Source organism: Burkholderia sp. IDO3 (assembly GCF_003366075.1).
Taxonomy (GTDB): domain Bacteria; phylum Pseudomonadota; class Gammaproteobacteria; order Burkholderiales; family Burkholderiaceae; genus Burkholderia; species Burkholderia anthina.
This window is the reverse complement of sequence record NZ_CP028964.1, coordinates 331670-351985: the sequence shown is the minus strand read 5'-3', so window position 1 is coordinate 351985 and position 20316 is coordinate 331670. Positions and strand designations below refer to the sequence as shown.

The following is a 20316-nucleotide window of genomic DNA, read 5'->3' as shown; positions in this document are numbered from 1 at the left end:
CCTCCATCAGTCCGATGCCGGCCGGACGGCCTGCGAATGCGCCGGCGCGAAAGGGTTGTCGTTCATTCGAGGCCGGCCGACCATTCCTTGACGCTCAGGTTCGCCGTCGCGCCGATCGTCAGGAACGGCTGCGGCGGAAGCCGCTTCGGCGCCGCGAACCCGCGGAACACCTGCACCAGCCATGAATCCATCCCCAGCGCAGCCTCGGCGGCCGCGATGCCCGACGCCGTCGCCTTGGTCGCGCCGACGCCGTTACATGCGATCGCCGCGAAGATGCCGGGCTCGATTTCACCGAACGCCGGCACGCCGTTCCACGTCAGCGCCATCGCGCCCGCCCAGCGGTACTGCATCGGCAACCCCTTGAGCATCGGGAAGCGTGCGTCGAACTTGCGGTCGTGGACGCGGCCGGCGCGTGCGATCGCGCCTTCGGTCACCTGCAGCCGCGGGTTGTACGTGTAGCGCGAGCGGATCAGGATCCGGTCGCCGTCGTCGCCCCGAACACGGCGAACCGTGGTGCCCATCGGAAACGCCGGTGTCGCGGCCCACGAACGTTCGCCACCGAGTTGCGACGGATCGAATGCCTTCGACATCGATGCGTACGTGTAGACATGCAGCAGCACACCCGGAAGGAGGCCGAAACTCTGCGCATGCCCGTTGTTCGCCAGGATGATCTTGCCGGCGTTGACGGCGCCGTTCGGCGTCTTGATGCGCCACGCCGCGCCCTGCCGCTCCATCGACAGTGCGGGTGTATTCTCGAAGAGCGTCACCGGATCGCGGAACGAGTCGGCGAGGCCGCGGACGTACGCAGCCGGCTGGATCATCACGGTGCCGGGCGTGAAGATCGCAGACGTGAACGACTTGGTTCCCGTGACCGCCGCGATCTCTCTTGCATTGAGCAGACGATATGGTTCGTTGGCCTTATTAAGCTGGACCGCATAAGAGGAGACGTGCTTGTCACCTTGCGGTCCCATCGCGACGTTGTACTTGCCGCACGGATCGAACACGTCCTTGCCCCAGCCTTTTTCCAGCGCCAGGTCGCGGGCCAGTGCGATCGCCATCCGGTGCACCTGGATGTCGTGTCGCCGCGCGTCGCTGTCCGACCCGCCGTAGTCTTCGGACGACACCTCGTGCGGCAGGTCGATGATGAAGCCGGAATTGCGCCCGGTCGCACCTTCGGCGACCTCACCGGCCTCCAGCACAACCACCTTGAGGCCGGGATCGAGTTGCGACAGGCGCCGGGCCGCGGACAGCCCCGCGAAGCCGCCGCCGATGATCGCGATGTCGGCGTTCACCGTGGCGGTGAGCGGCGCGCGCGGCGCCCGCGGGGGCAGCATCTCGACCCAGCCGGACTTGCCGAGATGCTGCGGGAGTTTGCTCGCTACGAACATGATGGTTCACCCGTTCCTTACACGGCCTGCCGCTCGCGCTCGACGAGCGCGCCAAGTGCGCCGTGCAGCGCGTCGCGCTTCGCCGCGGACACGCGCGACAGCGGGCGACGCGGATTGCCTGCGCCATAGCCGGTCAGTTCGGCCGCCGCGTAGACCGACTGCACGTAGTCGCCTTCCCAGATCAGCGACATCGCGGGCTCCAGCAGTCGCCAGGTTTCGCGGGCGTCGTCCCAGCGATGTTCCTGCGCGGCCGCGACGAGTTCCAGGCACGTCTTCGGCGCGAAGTTCGCGCCACCCCAGATCAGGCCGCTGACACCGGCATACATCGCATACGGCACGAGCGGGTCCGCGCCGTTCATCATCGGCAGCCCCGTGCGCACCAGCGCCGCTTGCTTCGCGAGATCGCCGCTGCTGTCCTTCACGGCGAGGAACTCGGGAATTTCGCACAGCCGGCGCAGCAGCGACGGCGTGATCTCGACGCCGACCGCCTGCGGCACGTTGTAGCCGATGATCGGCAGTCCGGCGCGCGCGACCGACGCATAGAATTCGAACACGCCGTCGTCGTCGGTCGGCCCCTCGAAAAACGGCGGCAGCACCATCACGCCGTCCGCCCCGCAATCGGCCGCATGACGCGTGCGCTCGACGACATCGTCGACCAGCAGCGCCGACGTTTGCGCGATGATGCGAGCGCGGCCGTTGATGACCTTCGCACCGAACGCGACCAGCGCCTTCGATTCCTCCTTCGACAGATAGACGTGCATCCCGGTGCCGGAGCTCAGCACGAAGCCCTTGATGCCGACCGCGAGATAGCGCTCGATCAGTTGCTCCAGTCGGGCATGATCGGGTTTGCCGCTTTCATCGAAAGGAGTACTGATTGCCAGATTGATGCCAGGGAAAGCGAAGTCTTTCATGTCGTTATGCCTCGTCCGTTTCGTTGTCGTTCAGGTCGACCCAGAGGGTCTTGAGCTGCGTGTATTGATCGTGTGCGTGCAGCGAGTTGTCGCGTCCGCCGAAACCCGACTGCTTGAAACCGCCGAACGGGGTCGTGATGTCGCCTTCGCCGAATGCATTCACCGTCACCGTGCCGGCGCGAATCGCACGCGCGGCGCGCAGCGCGCGTTTGCCGTTGCCGGCGAATACCGACGCGGCAAGGCCGTAGTCGGTGTCGTTCGCGATGTCGATCGCTTCCTGCATGCCGTCCACCGTGATGACGGACAGGATCGGCCCGAAAATTTCCTCGCGTGCGTGCTTCGCGTCGTTGTTCGCCACGTCGATGATGGTCGGGTGGACGTAGCGGCCTTCGCTCGTCTGGCCGCCATACAACACGGTGTAGTCGCCGGACAGGTAGGACTGCACCTTCTCGTAATGCTGTTGCGACACGAGCGGCCCGATCCGGTGCGCGGGATCGAGGGGGTCACCCACCCGCCATTCGTCGGCGAGCGTCGTGATCTTCTCGAGCAGCGCCGCCTTGATGTCGCGATGCACGATCAGCCTCGAAATGGCCGAGCAGTTCTCGCCCATGTTCCAGAACGCGCCGTTGACGATGTGGCCCGCCACCGCGTCGAGGTCGGTCACGTCGGGCATCACGACGCACGGGTTCTTCCCGCCCATCTCGAGCACGACTTCCTTCAGGTTGCTCTCGGCCGAATACGACAGGAAGCGCCGGCCGGTGTCGGTGGACCCGGTGAACGACACCATGTCGATGTCGCGATGGCGGCCGATCGGCTCGCCGACCGCGGGGCCCGTGCCCGTCACGACGTTGAACACGCCGGCCGGAATGCCGGCCTCGAGCGCGAGCTCGGCGACCCGCATCGTCGTGAGCGACGTTTCCTCGGCAGGCTTCACGACCAACGTGCAACCGGCTGCGAGCGACGGGCCGATTTTCCACGCGAGCATCAGCAACGGGAAATTCCACGGCAGCACGAGGCCGACGACGCCGACCGGTTCGCGCACGATCATCGAGATATGGCCGTCGGAGGCCGGCGACACCTGGTCGTAGATCTTGTCGATCGCTTCCGCGTGCCAGCGAAGCACGTTGACCGTTTCCGGAATGTCGACCGTCTGGCAGTCGAAGATCGTCTTGCCGCTGTCGAGACTCTCCATCACCGACAGCTCGAGCGCATGCCGTTCAACGAGGTCCGCCAGGCGGAGAAGCGCGTGCTTGCGGGCGGCCGGATGCAGCTTCGACCAGCGGCCATCGTCGAACGCGGCGCGCGCGGCGGCGACCGCGACATCGACGTCCTCCTTCGCGCACGCCGGCACGTCGGCGAGATGCTCGCCGGTTGCCGGGTTGATCGTGGCGAACGTGTCGCCCGAGCGCGCCGTGCGGGCTTCGCCGTCGATCACGACGCGGCCCGGCAGGTTCAATTCGCGAGCGATACGTCGATACTCGCTCGTGGACAGCAACTCAGTCATATCAGTCTCTCATCGACACGGGTTTCATGAGGAACCGAACCAGCCGCCCGGTTCGTGCTACTAAAAATCAAGCGATACGTCCACGCCTTCGGGCGCCACGTACGACGCCATGTTTCTGCGCGCCAGATACACGTGCGCGCTCACGATCTCGCCGGCCGCCTGCGCATCGCGGCGCTCGATGGCGTCGATGATCGCGTCGTGCTGCTCGATCGCCTCGACGAGCTCCGCTTCCATCTTCTCGTCGCGCGGCTGGTAGAACGTCTTCGCGAGCCGCGCATGATCGATCAGCAAGCGGCACAGGCTCGGCAGCAGGTACGGGTTGTGCGCCATCTTGCCGATCGCGAGATGGAACTCGTCGTTCTGCAACACCCGCTCGTCCACCGTGCCCGTCTCCACCGCCGTACGAAACCGCTCCTGGATCCGCTTCAGCCCGTCGATTTCCGCCGGGGTCGCATGCATCGCGGCCAGCTTGGTCGTTCCGACGTAAATCATCGGTGCGGCCAGGAAATAGTTGCGCAGCGAGTCGTAGTTCATCGACGCAACCCGCGCGGCGCGATTGGCCTCCAGCTCGATGTAGCCCTCCGCCGCCATCTGCCGCATCAATTCGCGTACCGGCGGACGCGACAGCCCGAATTCCTCGCCGAGCGCCACCTCGTCCAGCGTCGCGCCCGGCTGGAGCTCCATGCTGAGGATCCGGTGGCGAAGCGTCTGCGCCAGAACCGCCTTGCGATCCAGCGCCGGCGACTGCGCATCTTCACGCTCGGCTTCCACGAGATTGGGCTTCATGTGCTCTCCTGTTGCATGCATCGTCTGTATACAAATTGTATTCGTCAAGACTTCAATGTGTCTAATAAGGGAAACTGCGGATGCGCGAGCGTCCCTACTGGCTTCGGAAAAGGCCTGACAGGACACGATCGATGGGCGGCTTTTTCGCTGCCGAAGCCGCCCGGGCAAGGAGCCGCATCCGTCCAAATGCAGATGTTAGTGGAACGGCCGCAGCGCGACGCCCGATTCGGCCGGCACGACAGGGCAGAAAGAGAGGAACCGGGTAGCGATGGCGCTCGGGCCCGCATCGGGAACGCATCGACGTCCCGATTGCGGCGCCTGCGGCCCGCAGCGACGGTGAGCGCGTAGCATCGCCGGCGCCCGCCGGTTCGCGCCGCGCCGTTTCGAACGCCATCCGCCACCGCGCCATCCCGCTCGTTCGCGCCGAGACGCTGTCCGCGCGGGTGCGCGCGACGCATAACCTAAAGTAATGGCGCTCGGAAAATAAAGCGCATTGACGCTGTTTTAGTGCACGCCAATACTCGGCGCACAGCGAAGGCAATCCGGCATGGAGCGAGACATCGGCGCGAGGCGCGATGCCGCCCCGCCATCGAAGCCCGGGCTTTCGCGAACGACAGCATGCACGCCGAGCGTGCGACGCGCCCCAAGGAAGCGATGCCATGAACTCCGTCAACACCCTGTTCGACCCCGCACACGAAGCACACGACCGTCTCTCCCATCCCGGCACGTGGGACAGCACCGGAAGAACCTGGGCGAGCGGCGAACAGCAGGTCCTGACCTGCTGCCGCGTCGTCGACGAGACGCACGACGTCAAGAGCTTCGCGTTCCGCGTGGGCGACGGCGCGCCGGTGCGCTTCGAACCCGGCCAGTTCATGACGGTATCGGCGAACGTCCACGGTCAGTCGGTCGAGCGCTGCTACACGATCTCGTCGCCGCCGACGCGCCCCTATCTGCTGTCGATCACGGTCAAGCGCGTCCCCGGCGGCGTCATGTCGAACTGGCTGCACGACACCATGAAACCGGGCAGCCAGCTGCTGGCGTACGGCCCGTCGGGCAGCTTCACGCCGACGGCGGCGCCCGCGGCCAAACTGCTGTACTTGTCCGCCGGCTCGGGCGTGACACCGCTGATGTCGATGACGCGCGCGAGCATCGACCTCGGGCTCGACCTAGACATCGTGTTCGTGCACAGCGCGCGCACCCCCAACGACATCGTGTTCCGCACGGAGCTGCAGCGGCTCCAGGCGCTGTCGCCGCGCCTTCGCACGTTCTTCGTCTGCGAAGGCGTCGGCGATGAAACGCACTGGCCGGGATCGATCGGCCGGCTCAGCCTGCCACTGCTTGCCGAGCAGGTGCCCGACTACGCCGAGCGCGAAGCGTTCACCTGCGGCCCGGCCGGCTACATGAACGCGGTGCGCGACGTGTTGCGCACCGGCGGACACGACCCGGCGCGCTATCACCAGGAGAGCTTCGACATCAGCGCCGGCGTCGCGCCGGAACCTGCCGCACCCGCCGCCGAAGCGCCGTCGGAAACCTTCACGATCAAGCTGTCGCGCTCGTCGAAGACGTTCACGATGAACGCGACCGACACCGTGTTGTCCGCCGCGAGAAAGGCCGGTGTCGCAATCCCGTCGTCGTGCAGCCAGGGCATCTGCGGCACCTGCAAGACCAAGGTGCTCGAAGGCACGGTCGACATGCAGCACAACGGCGGGATTCGCGAGCGGGAAGTCCAGAAGGGTTTCCGGCTGCTGTGCTGCAGCCGCCCGACGTCGGACCTCGTTCTGGAACTGTAGTCATCCGTCGGCAACCGCGCGCGGCACGATCTCAGGCCATTTCGAAGGAGTCCCAATCACAGATCGCGCTGACTTCGCATGTCCCTGCAAACACATCATCAGAACAAATTTAGGAGAAACAGCATGGCGGGCGATCAACTCCTCGATGCGAGTAGTGCCATTGACGTGAACGACAAGGAAGCCGTGTTGCGCGATGTCCGTGCCTATCGACTGGCCCGGGTTCAGGCGCAGTTGCTCGCGCACAAGGTTCCGGCGATCCTGCTCTACGACCCGGTCAATATCCGCTACGCGACCGATACGTCGAACATGCAGGTCTGGGCCGGACGCAACCCCGCGCGCTACGTGATGGTGTTCGCCAGCGGCCGCATCGTCGCGTGGGAGTTCCACAGCAGCGAGCACGTGTGGGACGGCCTCGATCTCGATGTGGAGCTGCGCGGCGCGCTCAGCTGGACCTACTTCAACGCCGGCCCCGATACGGAGCGCCGCGCGCAAACGTGGGGCGCCGAGATCGTCGACGTGTTCCGCAAGCATGCGCCGGGCGAGCGCTGCCTCGCCGTCGATCGCCTCGACCCGTTCGGCACGGCGTACCTGGAAAAGCACGGCCTCACGCTGACCGACGGCCAGGAATTGATGGAAACCGCCCGGCTCGTCAAGTCGTCCGGCGAACTCGTGTTGATCGGCGAATCGCTGCGCACCGCCGAGAAGGGCATCGAGCGGATGCGCCGCGAGCTGCGCCCGGGCCTGACCGAGAACGACATCTGGGCGAACCTGCATTACGAGAACATCCGCCATGGCGGCGAATGGATCGAGACGCGCCTGCTGGCCTCCGGCGACCGGACCAACCCGTGGATGCACGAGTGCTCGTCGCGGGTGCTGCAGGCGGGCGACCTGCTCGCGTTCGACACCGACATGGTCGGGCCGAACGGCTATTGCTCGGACATCTCCCGCACGTGGCTCGTCGGCGACGGCCGCCCGTCGGACGAACAGCGCAGGCTGTACGCGTACGCGTACGAACAGGTTCACTTCAACATGGAGCTGCTGCGGCCCGGCATGACGTTCCGCGAGTTCTCCGAACAGGCGTGGAAGATCCCCGATCAATTCGTCAAGAACCGCTACTGCTGCCTGGCACACGGCATCGGCATGGTCGACGAGTATCCGGCGATCGCGCACCAGGTGGATTGGGCGAGTTCGGGTTACGACGGCCGGTTCGAAGTCGGCATGACCGTCTGCGTCGAAAGCTACATCGGCGCGGAAGGCGGCAGCCAGGGCGTCAAGCTCGAACAGCAGGTGGTGCTGACCGAGCACGGCTGCGTGTCGCTGACCGACTGCGGCTTCGAAACCGACTGGCTGTAAATCGTCGCGGAAAGCGCCGCTTTCCGCCGACTCATCACATCGGGAGACACTATGTCAGGCAATCGTGGCGTTGTTTATGTGGGACCGGGAAAGGTCGAGGTGCGCAGCATCGCCTTCCCCGAACTGGTCGATCCGTCCGGCCGGAAAGCGAATCACGGCGTGATTCTGCGCGTGGTCGCCACCAATATCTGCGGCTCGGACCAGCATATGGTGCGCGGCCGGACGACCGCACCGTCGGGGCTCGTGCTCGGCCATGAAATTACCGGCGAAGTCGTCGAGGTCGGCGCCGACGTCACGACGCTGAAAAAGGGCGACCTGGTTTCCGTGCCGTTCAACGTCGCGTGCGGCCGCTGTCCGATGTGCAAGGCGCAGAACACCGGCGTGTGCCTGACCGTGAACCCGGCGCGCGCGGGCGGCGCGTACGGCTACGTCGACATGGGCGGCTGGATCGGCGGGCAGGCCGAATACGTGATGATCCCGTATGCGGACTTCAACCTGCTCAAGTTCCCGGACCGCGACCGCGCAATGGAGAAGATCCGCGATCTCACCTGCCTGTCCGACATCTTGCCGACCGGCTATCACGGCGCCGTGACCGCGGGCGTCGGGCCGGGCTCGACCGTCTATATCGCCGGTGCCGGCCCGGTCGGGCTGGCCGCGGCGGCGTCCGCGAAACTGCTGGGCGCTGCCGTCACCCTCATCGGCGACGTGAATCCGGCCCGGCTCGAACACGCGCGACGCGTCGGCTTCGAAACCGTCGACCTGTCGGAAGATGCGTCGCTCGCGGACCAGATCGCCGGCCTGCTCGGCGAACCGGAAGTCGACTGCGCGATCGATTGCGTCGGCTTCGAGGCGCGCGGCCACGGTCACGCCGGCTCGCAGGCGGAAGCGCCGGCCACCGTGCTGAACTCGCTGATGGAAATCACCCGCGCCGCCGGCAGGATCGGCATCCCGGGCCTGTACGTGACCGACGATCCCGGCGCGACCGATGCCGCCGCTAAGCACGGCAGCCTGTCGGTGCGCTTCGGCCTCGGCTGGGCGAAGTCGCATTCGCTCTTTACCGGCCAGACGCCGGTGATGAAGTACAACCGCAACCTGATGCAGGCGATTCTGTGGGATCGGCTCAACATCGCCGAAATCGTCAACGTGACCGTCATCGATCTCGATCACGCACCGAGCGGCTATGCGGAATTCGATTCGGGCGTGCCGAAGAAATTCGTCATTGATCCGCACGGCAGCCTGAAGGCGGCGGCGTGATGCGTCGTCGATAGCGAAGCATGCGGCGGCCGGCCGCGATACCGGCCGCCGCTTTCGCTGCGCGGCGCCGTCCTTTTATGCGTAGACTTTCGTCTCGACAGGTCACGATCTCGGGAGCACGGACAGCGATGAGCGGGCGTTCAAAGAACATCGAGAATTTCATCCGGGTCGCCAGCGACCTGTTCCGGTCGGAACGGCTGCCCGATTCCGCGCGCGCATTCGCGCCGCGGGTATTCGCGCGGCTGCAAACCGTGTCGGACAACGGCACACGGCTGCCGACGCGATACCCCGCGTGCGACTGGCTCGACGCCGCGCTCTTGTCGGTCGCGCGCATCGACGCGCAGTGCGCCGAACTCGCACGGTTGATCAAGTTGCTCGAGCCGACGATCGGATGGGCACGGCGCACGTCCGGACGGGACGGCAGCCCGAACTACATCGACGGGCACGTGAACGGGATGATCTGCGGGCCGGGCGGCGCGGAAAGCCGCGACGACATCCAGCTCGGCTTTTCGCTGCTGATGCCCGACGTGCGGTATCCGGATCACGGCCATCCGCCGGAGGAAGCGTACGTGCTGCTGACCGCCGGCGAATTCCGGCAGAAAAACGGCGCGTGGTTCGATCCGGGAATCGGCGGCGGCATCCATAACGCGCCGGGCGGGCTGCATGCGATGCGCTCCGGCGATGCGCCGTTTCTCGCGATCTGGTGCCTGCTGAATTGATCCGGCGGCCGGCGCGCACCGCCGTCGAAACGCTCGGCGGCATCGGCGAAGGGATGCCGTCCATGGGATCCCGCAAAGGGAGCCGTTTGTGGGAGCGAGCGCGGATCGAACGACCGCGCTACGCGTGCCGCCGGTAAGTCCCCGGCGTACTGCCCGTCCAGTGTCGAAAGGCGCGATGAAACGCGCTCGGATCGTCGAAGCCGATATCGGCGCCGATCGCCGCGATCGTGTCGAGCGTGTCGGTGAGCCGCTGGATCGCGATGTCGCGCCGCAACTCGTCCTTCAACGCCTGGAACGTCGTGCCTTCGCCGGCCAGATGGCGGCTCAGCGTGCGCACCGAACAGTGCAGATGCTCGGCCGCCTGGTCGATCACCGGCAGGTCGGGCAGCGCCGCCGACAGGTATTGCCGCACGCGATGACACACGAGCTGTTCGCTGAACGATTCGAAGATCCAGTCGCCCGGCGCGCGCGCGAGGAACTTGCGCAGGTTGCGCTTGCTCTGCCGGATCGGTGCATCGAGATAGTCCGCGCTGAAGCGCATCAGCGTGCGCTCGCGGTCGAACTGCACGGAGCCGGAGAAGAAATACAGGTGCTCGACCGCATGACGCGGCCGCGGACACGCGAACTCGATCTGCAGCAACGGAATCTTCTGCCCGATCAGCCAGGAGCACACGCCGTGCACGAGCTTGAGCATCAGTTCCTGGCCGAGCGCGCCGATCGGGCCCATCGCCGGGTTCGGCCGCAGCAGCACCTGCGCGACGAGGCCGTCGCGCTTCGATTCGACGAAGAAGTCGTCGAGCAGGATATGGAAGAACTGGCCGAAACGATGCAGCGCCGTTTCGAGGTTGCGCGCATCGAGCAGGCTCAGGCACAGGTACTTCAGCGTGCCGCCGCGCAGCGGGCGCGAGAAGATGCCCGGCATCTCGTCGTCGAGGTCGATCGCGAGCGTGCGGTACAGCGTCGAGAATTGCTCCTCCGTCACACGCGCATGCGGCTCGCCGAGCAGCTCGAGCGGAATGCCGGCGCCGCGCAGATAGCGCTCCACCACGTCGCGCTGCGCGCCCGCGCTCGCGAGAAAACCGTTGACGAGCGAGATCGGCACCGTGGCGCTCGGCGACGGCAGCGCACGCCCGGGCCGGGCGGAAGGTGAATCTGAACCGGTCATCGCGTCCCCGTCGATCGAACCGCTCGCATTGTACTTGAGCGGCCCGTGCGGGGCTTTCGAGGCTTTCCGCGCCTTGGAGACTCGCGGCACGCCGGTCCGCGCGGTGCCGGCCGCGCGAGGCTTCGGCGTCATCAGTCGGCGCGGCTCAGTTCCCGGCGCAGGATCTTGCCGACCGTCGACTTCGGCAGCCGCTCGACCATGCGAACGATCTTCGGCACCTTGTAGGCGGCGAGACTCGCGCGGCAATGCGCGACGACTTCCGCTTCGGTCAGCGCCGCATCCGGCGCGCGCACCACGAACAGCTTGACGGCCTCGCCGGTGCGCTCGTCGGGCACCCCGATGCACGCGCATTCGGCAACGCCCGGCAGCGCGGTGGCGACGGCTTCCACTTCATTCGGATACACGTTGAAACCGGACACGATGATCATGTCCTTCTTCCGATCGACGATCTTCAGGAAGCCCGCCGCGTCGAACACGCCGATGTCGCCGGTGCGGAAATAGCCGTCCGCGGTGAACGCGAGCGCGTTCGCTTCCGGCTTCTGCCAGTACCCGCCCATCACCTGCGGCCCCTGCACGCAGATCTCGCCCGCTTCGCCGATCGCCACCTCGCGATCCTGCTCGTCGAGCAGCTTCACGTCGGTCGACGGCAGCGGCAGGCCCGTCGTGCCCGTGAAGGTGTCGATCGACTGCGGATTGAACGTGACCACCGGCGACGTTTCCGACAGCCCGTACCCTTCGCGGATGAAGTTGCCCGTCACCGCCTTCCAGCGCGCGGAGATCACGTCGATCACCGCCGCGCCGCCGCCGGCCGACAGCGTCAGCCGCGACCAGTCGACTTCCTTCAGCCGCGGATGGCCGGCGAGCCCCGCATACAGCGTGTTGACGCCGACGAACACCGTCGGCCGCGCGGCCTTCAGCACGTCGATGAAGCCGTCCATGTCGCGCGGATTCGCGACGAGCCAGTTCTCCGCGCCGATCGCGAAGTAGGACAGGAAGTTCACCGTCAGCGCGAAGATGTGATACAGCGGGATCGCGGTGACGACGACTTCCTCGCCCGGCCGCCGCGCGGCCGGCACGATCGCCGCGAACTGCTGGATGTTCGCGACGAGGTTGCGGTGCGACAGCGCGGCGCCCTTCGACAGCCCGGTCGTGCCGCCCGTGTACTGCAGCAGCAGCAGATCGGCGCCGCCGAGCGCGACGGGCTCGCACTCGAGCGATTCGCCCGCGGCGAGTGCGTCGGCGAGCGCGATCGATCCGGGCGGCAGCGCATCGCACGCGCCGGCCGGCGCATCGACGACGCCGAGATCGCCGCGCCCCACGCTGAGCACCGTCCGCACGCACGTCTTGCCGACCACGTCGGCGAACGTGCCCATCGACCCGCCGCACACCACCGCCACTTCGACGCCGGCGTCGTTCAACTGATGTTCGAGTTCATGTGCCGTGTAGTGCGGGTTCACGTTGACCTGGATCGCGCCGATCCGCGCCACCGCGACGAACACGACCGGAAACGCGAGCACGTTAGGCAACATCACGGCCACGCGATCGCCCTTGCGCACGCCGACCACCTGCTGCAGGTACGCGGCGAGCGCGGTCGACAGGCGGTCGACGTCGGCATAGGTGAGCGTTCGGCCGTACGCATGGAACGCGGGCTGCCCGGCGAAGCGGCGCATCGCGTCGTCCAGCAGCGCGGTTACGGAAGGATGGCGATCGGCATCGATCTCGGCGGGGATCGAGCCGTACGACCCGATCCAGTGTCTCTTTGTCATGTCCTGCTCCTCGGGGGACGGCGCCACGCAGCGCCGTTCGCACGGCGGCCATGCGCCGAACCGGCGCAGGCCGCTGCCTGACCGGAGACTATCGCCCGCCAGATACGCTTTGAAAATGATCTCGGCGGCCGAAAAGATGATCGAAACGGACACGCGGGCGGCGACGGGCGCGTCGACGCGTTGGGTGAGCGTTTCGATCGCGACGCTCACGCCGAGCGTCGCGCAGATCAACACGTGGAACCGGCTCGCGGAGCCGTTCGCGTGGCAGGCCGGCGGGTTCCAGGCAGGTCGACCCTGCCTGCTGGCGGGCCCGCGCCGGGTGGCGCCGACCGCATATCAGGGTGAACCCTGTGGCGCATGGGAGCGTTCCCGAGCAGAATTGCGAGCCGTCAACGATATCGAATCGGACGCAGAACCCGCCATGCCGCGCAGTACGCCCCTGAATCCGACGGCCGCCGGCGCCGCCCCGCTGCCGGACACCCCGCCCGCCCACGCGTCGCGGGAAAAACGCTTCTCGCCGGCCAAGCTGGCCGTGCTCGTCGGCGTCACCCGGGAACTCGGCCTCGACCCGGGCGCCGTGCTCGACGGCACCGGCCTGTCGCCGGCCGCCATCGCCGACCCGTTTACGCTCACGTCGTCGCTGCAGTTCCTGACCGCCGCGCGCAACGCGATCGACCGCTACGACGGTTCCGACCTCGGCGTGCGCGTCGGCCGCCGGCTGCATGCGTCGAGCTACGGCATGTACGGCTACGCGATGCTGTGCTCGGAATCGCTCGCGCACGCGTTCGACTCCGCCGTCAAATATCACCAGCTCGCGAACGGCATGCTCGCGATCCGCTGGGTCGAACAGGGCGACACCGCGTCGTGGCTGCTCCCGGACCTGCACGAAGCCGCGCTGCCCGAGCCGGCCCTGCCGCTCTACCGCTTCCTGATCGACATGCAGTTCGCGCTGCACGTGACGATCATCAAGGACGTGATGGGCGCGTGGTGCGTGCCGGCGCGCGCGCAGTTCGCGCAGCCGCGGCCGGCGCATGCGGCACAGCTCGCCGATGCGCTCGAATGCCCGATCGCCTACGACCAGCCGCACCACGTACTCAGCTATCCGGCCGCGTGGCTCGCACGTGCGCCGCAGCTCGCGAACCCGATCACCGCCGCGCAGGTGTCGTCGCACTGCGCGCGCCTGCTCGACGAATTGCGCAGCCAGGCCGGGCTCACGCGGCGCGTGTATCAGGAACTCACGCGCACGCCCGGGCAGTTTCCGGACATCGACGCGATCGCCGACACCCTGTGCATGACGTCGCGCACGCTGCGCCGCAAGCTCGATGCAGAAGGCACGTCGTACAGCGCGTTGCTGACGAGCGTGCGCAAGGCGCTCGCGATCGACTATCTGACGACCACCACGCTCAGCACCGAGGACATCGCGCTGACGCTCGGCTTCAGCGATGCGGTCGGGTTCCGCCACGCGTTCAAGCGCTGGACCGGCACGACCCCGAGCGACGTGCGGCGCAAGCGCGGCGGGTAAGCGTGCGCGAGTGCGCCACCGCTGATTTCAGCGCGCATCGCCCGCCGCGGGGTGCGCGACCGCCAGCGCGAACTCGAACACCGCGCCGCGTCCGGCGCGATCGACGAGCCGGATGCCGCTGCCGTTGAGCACCAGCATCCGGTGCACGATCAGCAGCCCGAGGCCGCCGCTCGTCGCCGCGCCGCCGCTCATCGGCCGCTGCGGCCGCTGGAACAGCCCTTCGCGCCGCGCGAGCGGAATCCCCTCTCCCGTATCCGACACCGTCACCACCACGCGATCGCCCTGCGGCACCAGCGAGACTTCGACTTCGCCGTGCTGCGGCGTGTGGCGCAACGCGTTGTCGAGCAGGTTGGTCAGCACGCGCTCGATCATGCCGAGATCGGCCGACACCGGCGGCACGCGCGGCGGCATGCGCGCACGCAGCGCGACGCCGCGCGCCTGCGCGGCCAGCTCGAACTTCTGGAACACGTCCTGCACCAGATCGACGAGCGAGAACGGCTCGCGCTCCGCCTGCACGCCGCCCGACTCGAGCCGCGCGAGCTCGAACAGCGCCTGCGCGAGCCGGCCGACCTTCGCGCTCTGCGCGAGCGCGATCGACAGGTAGCGGCGACGCTCCGGCTCGGCCAGCGTCTCGGCCTTCAGCGACAGCGTTTCCAGATAGCCGTGCAGCGACGTGAGCGGCGTGCGCAGGTCGTGCGAGATGTTCGCGATCAGTTCGCGCCGCTGCTGATCCTGGCGCGTCAGCGCGCGCCATTGATCGCCGATCCGGTCGGCCATCTGCGCGAATGCCGATTCGAGCACCGCGATGTCGTCGCCGCGCCGGCCCGGCGGCGAGCGCGGCACCGGCGGCTGCGTGTCGGGCGCGCCGTCCGCGTCGAAACGGCGCATCGCATCGGTCAGCCGGCGCAGCGGACGCGTGATGAAGCTGAACGCCGTCAGGCCCGCGATGAGGCCCAGCAGCGCGACGAGCGCCATCGACCACAGCGTCGTGCGCAGCACGTTGCCGGCGTCGACGCGCGCGGCCAGCCGGTCGTGCGCCTCGCCGAGCAGCACCACGTAGATATAGCCGGACGGCGGCTGCCCCGCGCGCTGCAACGGCGCGGCGCTGAACACCTTGCGCGCGTCCGGGCTGCGCGGATCGTCGCCGAGGATCGGCAGCGGATCGCCCGCGATGAAACGCTGCACCGGCGCGAGATCGACGCGCTCGCGCTTCACGTGGCCCGGCGGCGCGTCGTCGCCCTCGATGCGCCCCGCGTTGTCGAGCAGGTACACCTCGACGCTCGGGTTCACGCCCATCAACTGGCCGAACAGCGTGCGCACGGCATCCGGGCGCAATCCGTTCGCGTCCATCAGCGGCGTGCTGTTCGCGATGTGCGCGGCGAGATCGCGCGACAGGCCCTGCACGACTTCCTTTTCGCGCATGTCGTTCGCGCGGATCTGCAGCCATGCCGACGCGCCCGAGCAGGCGAGCAGCAGCACCGAGAACACGAGCGACAGCCGCTGGGTGAGCGTGAGCTTCATCATGCGTCCCGCTGGTCCGGCGCGGCGAGCTTGTAGCCGCGCCCCCACACCGTGAGGATGCGCACGGGTTCGGCCGGATCGGCCTCGATCTTCGCGCGCAGCCGGTTGATGTGCGTGTTGACCGTGTGCTCGTAGCCTTCGTGCTGGTAGCCCCACACCGCGTTGAGCAGATCCATCCGCGAGAACACCTTGCCGGGATGCCGTGCGAAGAAATACAGCAGGTCGAACTCGCGCGGCGTGAGGTCGATGCGCGTGCCGTCGACGGTCGCTTCCCGCGCGATCGGGTCGATCGACAGCCCCGCGAGGTCGAGCGTGCCCGCGTCGATCCGCGAATCGCGCGCGAGCGCATCGACGCGGCGCAGCAGCGCCTTCACTCGCGCGACGAGTTCGAGCACCGAGAACGGTTTCGCCAGATAGTCGTCGGCGCCGAGTTCGAGGCCGAGGATCCGGTGGACTTCGCTCGACCGCGCGCTCGTGATGATGATCGGCGTGTAGCGCGCCATCGCGCGGGCGCGGCGGCAGATCTCGAGGCCGTCGACGCCCGGCAGCATCAGGTCGAGGATCAGCGCGTCCCAGTTGCCCTGTTCGAGCAGGCGCAGGCCTTGCGTGCCGTCCGCGCTGTGCACGACCTCGTAGCGCTCGTCGCGCAGGTGCAGGCTCAGCACGTCGGCGATATCGGCGTCGTCTTCGACGATCAGGATGCGTTTGGGGTGGTCCATGGCGGTCGGGGGCGGTGCGTCGGTCGGGTCTCGGTGGCGGAAGGGTCGCTCCGGCCGCCCCTTTCGGACCGGAAGGCCGGCCTGCCGGGGGCGAGTCGCGGCGGCAATGCCGCGCTGTCGCCATTGTGCGGAATTTTGCGGGGGCAAGGGGTCACATTTCGTTTAAGTTTGCATTGCGACTGTGCCACAAGCCAATGCCCGCGGGCCTTTCCGCTCTGCCCCCGAATGAAGAATTTCCGTCGTCCCGCGCAAGCACTAAAAAGTGGACGTGACGATGCCTCATCCGGCGAGCGCTGGAAGTCGGCAGGTTCTCGGCAGCCGCCGAACGATGCGTCGCTTCGATGCCGTCAGTTGCCGCAACGCGTCACCGCCCCGACGATCCGGCAACGGCGCGCCGAACACCGTGACGGTCGACGCAAAGACGGTCGATTTCAGCAGCAGGATCGCTTCGCCGGCGAGCACGGACAGCGCGAGACGCCGCACGCGCCCCGACGATCCGGCACAGCGCCGGCTCGCGCCATCCCGCCGGCGAGCGCGTCCCCGGCGGGCTTACGCCGCGGCGTAGCGATTCGGCGGATACCCCACGCCGAGATGGTCGCGCAAGGTCGTACCCTGGTACTCGGCACGAAACAGGCCGCGTTCCCGAAGGATCGGCACCACCTGTTCGACGAAGTCGGCGAACGCCGCAGGCGTACCGCCGCCGACGATGAACCCGTCCGCCGCGTCGGCCTCGAACCATTCCTGCAAGCCGTCCGCGATACGCTCCGGCGTACCGATGAAACGCGGGCGCGGTGCAGCCGATTCGAGCGCGACCTGGCGCAACGTCAGTCCGCGTTCGCGCGCATTGCGCTTGATCTCGTCCGTCCCGCTGCGGAAACTGTTGCTGCCGAGGTCGCCGATCTCCGGAAACGGCTCGTCGAGCGGATACCGGCCGAAATCGTGATGCTCGAAAAACCGGCCGAGATGGTCGAGCGCGCTGTCGATCGTAATCAACTCGAGGCTCTCCTGGTATTGCCGTTCCGCCTCCTCGGCCGAATTGCCCACGATCACGCCGATCCCCTGGAATATCTTCAGATCGTCCGGATGCCTCCCCTGCCCGATCACCTGGCGCTTGAGATCGGCATAGAATTCGCGCGCTTGCGCCAGCGTATCGTGATGGGTGAACACGGCATCCGCATGCCTGGCGGCAAGTTGCTTGCCCGCCTCGGACGCGCCGGCCTGAAACAGGATGGGCCGGGCCTGCGGCGTACGCCCCACGTTCAGCGGCCCCTCGACCGAGAAATACTTGCCCTTGTGATTGAGCGGATGAAGCTTGGCCGGATCGAAGAACACTCCGCTCGCACGGTCGCGCACGAACGCATCCTCCTCCCATGAATCCCAGAGCCCCTTCGTGACCGCGAGATATTCGTCGGCGATCCGGTAACGTTCGTCATGCTCGGGATGCTCGGTGCGCGAAAAATTCCGGGCGGAACCCTCGAGCGGCGACGTCACGACATTCCAGGCCGCACGCCCCCGGCTCAGGTGATCCAGGCTCGCGAACTGCCGGGCAACCGTGAACGGCTCGCTGTAGGACGTCGACAAGGTCCCCACCAGCCCCACCCGTTCCGTGACGGCCGACAGCGCGGACAGCAGCGTGAGCGGCTCGAAGCGGTTCAGGAAGTGCGGAATCGACTTCGCGTTGATATGCAGACCGTCCGCCACGAATACGAAATCGAACTTGCCTGCCTCGGCCTGGCGGGCCACGTTCTTCGCGAAGTCCGGGTTGATGCTTGCGTCGATCACCGCGTCGGGGTGTCGCCATCCCGCGTAATGCCCGCCGGGCCCGTGAATCGTCGCGCCGAGATGAATCTGCCGGGAACGCGCGTTCTGCCGCACTGCCTGCGTTTCGCTCATGATCGTATTATCTTTGGTTGTACTGATGTTGACGGGAGGAATGCCGCGCTTTTCGCACCGCCATCATGGGTTCCGCGGTGTAGGGAACCATCGATCGCCCCGCGATTGACGCGCGGCCGTCCGGCCCCGACGGTGAAGCGATCGTCAGGGCCCGCGCACGACTCACTGCATGAACTGCTCGTTGCCGATCAGCCCGATCTTCGTCGCCCCTTCGCGCTGGGCCGAGGCCAGCACTTCGGCCACCGCCCGGTAAGGCGCCGCCTTGTCCGGGCGCAACCGGATCTCGTCCTGGTCGGCCTCGGCCGCCACCTCGCGGAACTTCGCGTCCAGCGCCGCCCCGCCGCGCACGGCCGCACCGTTCCAGTTGAGCGAGCCGTCCGCGCCGATGTCGATCTGCACGACCTGAGGCGGATGCGGCGGCGCCGGCGGATTGCCCACCGGCAGATTCATCTTCACCGAATGCATCTGGATCGGGATGGTGATGATCAACATGATCAGCAGCACCAGCATGACGTCGATCAGCGGCGTGGTGTTGATGTCCACCATCACGTCCGGCTCGTCCCTGCCTGTGCCGGAACCTACGTTCATACCCATCGTTCGAACTCCCTAACCGCCCCGCGCGGGCGGCTCCGTAATGAAGGCAACCTTGCCGATCCCTGCCCGCTCGCATGCCGTCACGAGCTTGCCGATGTACTGATACGGCGTGGCCTGATCGCCGCGCACATGCACGTCCGGCTGCGGCGTCTGCGCGGATACGTCCTTCAGCCGCGCCACGAGCGTCTGCAGATCCACGTGCTCGGTGCCCCAGAAGATGTCGCCCTGCCGGTTCACCGCGAGCTCGATGCTTTTCGGCTGGGTCTGCAGCGGCTGGATCCGCTCCTTCGGCAACTGCACCTGGATCGTATGGGTCACGACCGGAATCGTGATCAGGAAGATGATCAGCAACACCAGCATCACGTCCACGAGCGGCGTCGTGTTGATCGCCGAGATGACCTCGTCGTTGTCGTCACCGCCGACACTGATCGCCATGACAGCCCCCGCTCACGACTGAACCGCCAGCGCCTGCGGCGACTGCGCCGCAGACGTCGCGATGCTGCCGGCCGCACGCCGGCCGCCCGCGAGCAATACCGTATGCAGTTGTGCGCCGAAGTCGCGCACGCGCTCCATCACGGACTTGTTCCGGCGCACGAGGAAGTTGTAGCCGAGCACGGCCGGCACGGCCACCGCAAGGCCGATCGCGGTCATGATCAGCGCCTCGCCCACCGGGCCGGCGACCTTGTCGATCGATGCCTGGCCGGCGATGCCGATGGCCGTCAGCGCGTGATAGATGCCCCACACCGTGCCGAACAGACCGACGAACGGCGCCGTGGACCCCACCGTGCCCAGAAAGGCCAGGCCGTCCTGCAGCCGGTTCGACACGTTGGTGATCGAGCGCTCGATGTTCAGGTCGATCCAGGTATTGCGGTCGACCGAATCGAGCAGCGCCGTGTCGTGATGCTCCCCGGCCTCGATCGCGTTCTCCGCGATGAAACGGAACGGCGACGCATCATCGAGCTGGGCCGCGCCCTCGGCCAGCGTCGGCGCATTCCAGACCTGCTCGTCGGCCGATTTCGCGCGGCTGTTTGCCCGCACCTGCTCGAGGAACTTGGTGATCATGATGTACCAGCTGCCGAGCGACATGACCACGAGCAGCCCGAGGACGAAGCGGGCCACGAAGTCGCCGTTTGCCCACAGGGCACCGAGGCCGTACGGGTTCTCGACGGTTGCCGACGTTGCGGGCTCGGGCGGCGGCACCGCCCGATCGGCGGCACTTGCGGCAGCCGGTGCCGCCGCGATCAATGCCGTGCCGGATGCCGCCGGGCCCGGCGGCAATGCCGATGCCGCGCCTTCCTGTGCAAGCACGGCTTGCGGTGCGGCCAGCGTGCCGCCGATGCCGGCGGTGATCATCAGACTTGCCGCGAGTGCGGCGCGAAAGCGCTTTTTCATAAGGACTCCATCCCGTGTTTCGATTCGTAAAGCTGGTCA

General features: G+C 67.2%; 18 protein-coding genes. 5 read left to right on the top strand and 13 right to left on the bottom strand.

Features of this window, described 5'->3' with window-relative positions:
• Nucleotides 1-62: 62 nt before the first annotated feature.
• From DCN14_RS33265 to DCN14_RS33250, 4 genes are read right to left on the bottom strand one after another with little or no spacing between them, the layout of a single operon-like run.
• The gene (locus DCN14_RS33265) at nucleotides 63-1388 is read right to left on the bottom strand and encodes an FAD-binding oxidoreductase (protein ID WP_096506035.1); all 1326 of its coding nucleotides are present in this window, start codon (nucleotides 1386-1388) and stop codon (nucleotides 63-65) included.
• A 17-nt stretch (nucleotides 1389-1405) separates the two neighbouring features.
• A complete protein-coding gene (locus DCN14_RS33260; protein WP_096506033.1) occupies nucleotides 1406-2299 on the bottom strand; it encodes a dihydrodipicolinate synthase family protein in 894 nt (297 codons plus the stop codon).
• Between the two features lie 4 nt (nucleotides 2300-2303).
• A complete protein-coding gene (locus DCN14_RS33255; protein ID WP_096506031.1) occupies nucleotides 2304-3803 on the bottom strand; it encodes an aldehyde dehydrogenase in 1500 nt (499 codons plus the stop codon).
• A 60-nt stretch (nucleotides 3804-3863) separates the two neighbouring features.
• The gene (locus tag DCN14_RS33250) at nucleotides 3864-4589 is read right to left on the bottom strand and encodes a GntR family transcriptional regulator (RefSeq protein ID WP_096506029.1); all 726 of its coding nucleotides are present in this window, start codon (nucleotides 4587-4589) and stop codon (nucleotides 3864-3866) included.
• Nucleotides 4590-5248: 659 nt separating this feature from the next.
• On the opposite strand from DCN14_RS33250, the gene DCN14_RS33245 reads away from it, so the two are divergent.
• The 4 genes from DCN14_RS33245 (at nucleotide 5249) to DCN14_RS33230 (ending at nucleotide 9705) form a co-directional block, all read left to right on the top strand.
• The gene (locus DCN14_RS33245; RefSeq protein WP_096506027.1) at nucleotides 5249-6379 is read left to right on the top strand and encodes a hybrid-cluster NAD(P)-dependent oxidoreductase; all 1131 of its coding nucleotides are present in this window, start codon (nucleotides 5249-5251) and stop codon (nucleotides 6377-6379) included.
• 123 nt (nucleotides 6380-6502) lie between these two features.
• Complete coding sequence (locus DCN14_RS33240) at nucleotides 6503-7732, top strand: Xaa-Pro peptidase family protein (protein ID WP_096506025.1); 1230 nt, start codon at nucleotides 6503-6505, stop codon at nucleotides 7730-7732.
• Between the two features lie 51 nt (nucleotides 7733-7783).
• Entirely contained in the window at nucleotides 7784-8986 is a 1203-nt protein-coding gene (fdhA, locus tag DCN14_RS33235; protein WP_096506023.1) for a formaldehyde dehydrogenase, glutathione-independent, read from the top strand.
• Nucleotides 8987-9114: 128 nt separating this feature from the next.
• Nucleotides 9115-9705 carry a dimethylsulfoniopropionate lyase gene (locus DCN14_RS33230; protein ID WP_096506021.1) on the top strand — a complete coding sequence of 197 codons (591 nt, stop codon included), beginning with the start codon at nucleotides 9115-9117 and terminating at the stop codon, nucleotides 9703-9705.
• A 118-nt stretch (nucleotides 9706-9823) separates the two neighbouring features.
• Here DCN14_RS33230 and DCN14_RS33225 read toward each other — a convergent pair whose 3' ends face one another.
• Nucleotides 9824-11116, bottom strand: coding sequence for an AraC family transcriptional regulator (locus DCN14_RS33225; protein WP_240327495.1), 1293 nt, complete (start codon nucleotides 11114-11116; stop codon nucleotides 9824-9826).
• Nucleotides 11002-12636 carry an AMP-binding protein gene (locus tag DCN14_RS33220; protein ID WP_096506119.1) on the bottom strand — a complete coding sequence of 545 codons (1635 nt, stop codon included), beginning with the start codon at nucleotides 12634-12636 and terminating at the stop codon, nucleotides 11002-11004. The genes DCN14_RS33225 and DCN14_RS33220 overlap by 115 nt, the downstream gene beginning before the upstream one ends.
• 421 nt (nucleotides 12637-13057) lie before the next feature.
• Here DCN14_RS33220 and DCN14_RS33215 point away from each other — a divergent pair, with 421 nt between their 5' ends.
• The gene (locus DCN14_RS33215) at nucleotides 13058-14158 is read left to right on the top strand and encodes an AraC family transcriptional regulator (RefSeq protein WP_096506019.1); all 1101 of its coding nucleotides are present in this window, start codon (nucleotides 13058-13060) and stop codon (nucleotides 14156-14158) included.
• Nucleotides 14159-14185: 27 nt separating this feature from the next.
• Here the strand turns inward: DCN14_RS33215 and DCN14_RS33210 are convergent, their stop codons facing one another.
• The 7 genes from DCN14_RS33210 to DCN14_RS33180 all read right to left on the bottom strand — a co-directional run bounded on the left by DCN14_RS33210 (nucleotide 14186) and on the right by DCN14_RS33180 (nucleotide 20277).
• Nucleotides 14186-15679: a HAMP domain-containing sensor histidine kinase gene (locus tag DCN14_RS33210; RefSeq protein ID WP_096506117.1), complete on the bottom strand. Its 1494-nt coding sequence runs from the start codon at nucleotides 15677-15679 to the stop codon at nucleotides 14186-14188.
• Nucleotides 15679-16398: a response regulator transcription factor gene (locus tag DCN14_RS33205; RefSeq protein WP_096506017.1), complete on the bottom strand. Its 720-nt coding sequence runs from the start codon at nucleotides 16396-16398 to the stop codon at nucleotides 15679-15681. Before DCN14_RS33205 ends, DCN14_RS33210 begins: the two co-directional genes overlap by 1 nt.
• A gap of 279 nt (nucleotides 16399-16677) precedes the next feature.
• Complete coding sequence (locus DCN14_RS38870; protein WP_240327493.1) at nucleotides 16678-16860, bottom strand: hypothetical protein; 183 nt, start codon at nucleotides 16858-16860, stop codon at nucleotides 16678-16680.
• A gap of 87 nt (nucleotides 16861-16947) precedes the next feature.
• Nucleotides 16948-18291: an LLM class flavin-dependent oxidoreductase gene (locus tag DCN14_RS33195; protein WP_172441911.1), complete on the bottom strand. Its 1344-nt coding sequence runs from the start codon at nucleotides 18289-18291 to the stop codon at nucleotides 16948-16950.
• A gap of 162 nt (nucleotides 18292-18453) precedes the next feature.
• Nucleotides 18454-18885, bottom strand: coding sequence for a biopolymer transporter ExbD (locus DCN14_RS33190; protein WP_096506013.1), 432 nt, complete (start codon nucleotides 18883-18885; stop codon nucleotides 18454-18456).
• 12 nt (nucleotides 18886-18897) lie between these two features.
• Nucleotides 18898-19320 carry a biopolymer transporter ExbD gene (locus DCN14_RS33185; RefSeq protein ID WP_096506011.1) on the bottom strand — a complete coding sequence of 141 codons (423 nt, stop codon included), beginning with the start codon at nucleotides 19318-19320 and terminating at the stop codon, nucleotides 18898-18900.
• Between the two features lie 12 nt (nucleotides 19321-19332).
• Nucleotides 19333-20277: a MotA/TolQ/ExbB proton channel family protein gene (locus DCN14_RS33180; protein ID WP_096506009.1), complete on the bottom strand. Its 945-nt coding sequence runs from the start codon at nucleotides 20275-20277 to the stop codon at nucleotides 19333-19335.
• Nucleotides 20278-20316: the final 39 nt, after the last annotated feature.

What these genes read in the sequence shown, in the direction of transcription:
- DCN14_RS33250 (WP_096506029.1), bottom strand. Translation starts at nt 4,589, where the DNA reads ATGAAGCCCAATCTCGTGGAAGCCGAGCGTGAAGATGCGCAGTCGCCG.
- DCN14_RS33230 (WP_096506021.1), top strand. Translation starts at nt 9,115, where the DNA reads ATGAGCGGGCGTTCAAAGAACATCGAGAATTTCATCCGGGTCGCCAGC.
- DCN14_RS33240 (WP_096506025.1), top strand. Translation starts at nt 6,503, where the DNA reads ATGGCGGGCGATCAACTCCTCGATGCGAGTAGTGCCATTGACGTGAAC.
- DCN14_RS33245 (WP_096506027.1), top strand. Translation starts at nt 5,249, where the DNA reads ATGAACTCCGTCAACACCCTGTTCGACCCCGCACACGAAGCACACGAC.
- DCN14_RS33205 (WP_096506017.1), bottom strand. Translation starts at nt 16,398, where the DNA reads ATGGACCACCCCAAACGCATCCTGATCGTCGAAGACGACGCCGATATC.
- DCN14_RS33220 (WP_096506119.1), bottom strand. Translation starts at nt 12,636, where the DNA reads ATGACAAAGAGACACTGGATCGGGTCGTACGGCTCGATCCCCGCCGAG.
- DCN14_RS33190 (WP_096506013.1), bottom strand. Translation starts at nt 18,885, where the DNA reads ATGGGTATGAACGTAGGTTCCGGCACAGGCAGGGACGAGCCGGACGTG.
- DCN14_RS33215 (WP_096506019.1), top strand. Translation starts at nt 13,058, where the DNA reads ATGCCGCGCAGTACGCCCCTGAATCCGACGGCCGCCGGCGCCGCCCCG.
- fdhA (WP_096506023.1), top strand. Translation starts at nt 7,784, where the DNA reads ATGTCAGGCAATCGTGGCGTTGTTTATGTGGGACCGGGAAAGGTCGAG.
- DCN14_RS33185 (WP_096506011.1), bottom strand. Translation starts at nt 19,320, where the DNA reads ATGGCGATCAGTGTCGGCGGTGACGACAACGACGAGGTCATCTCGGCG.
- DCN14_RS33180 (WP_096506009.1), bottom strand. Translation starts at nt 20,277, where the DNA reads ATGAAAAAGCGCTTTCGCGCCGCACTCGCGGCAAGTCTGATGATCACC.
- DCN14_RS33195 (WP_172441911.1), bottom strand. Translation starts at nt 18,291, where the DNA reads ATGAGCGAAACGCAGGCAGTGCGGCAGAACGCGCGTTCCCGGCAGATT.
- DCN14_RS33260 (WP_096506033.1), bottom strand. Translation starts at nt 2,299, where the DNA reads ATGAAAGACTTCGCTTTCCCTGGCATCAATCTGGCAATCAGTACTCCT.
- DCN14_RS33265 (WP_096506035.1), bottom strand. Translation starts at nt 1,388, where the DNA reads ATGTTCGTAGCGAGCAAACTCCCGCAGCATCTCGGCAAGTCCGGCTGG.
- DCN14_RS33255 (WP_096506031.1), bottom strand. Translation starts at nt 3,803, where the DNA reads ATGACTGAGTTGCTGTCCACGAGCGAGTATCGACGTATCGCTCGCGAA.
- DCN14_RS33210 (WP_096506117.1), bottom strand. Translation starts at nt 15,679, where the DNA reads ATGAAGCTCACGCTCACCCAGCGGCTGTCGCTCGTGTTCTCGGTGCTG.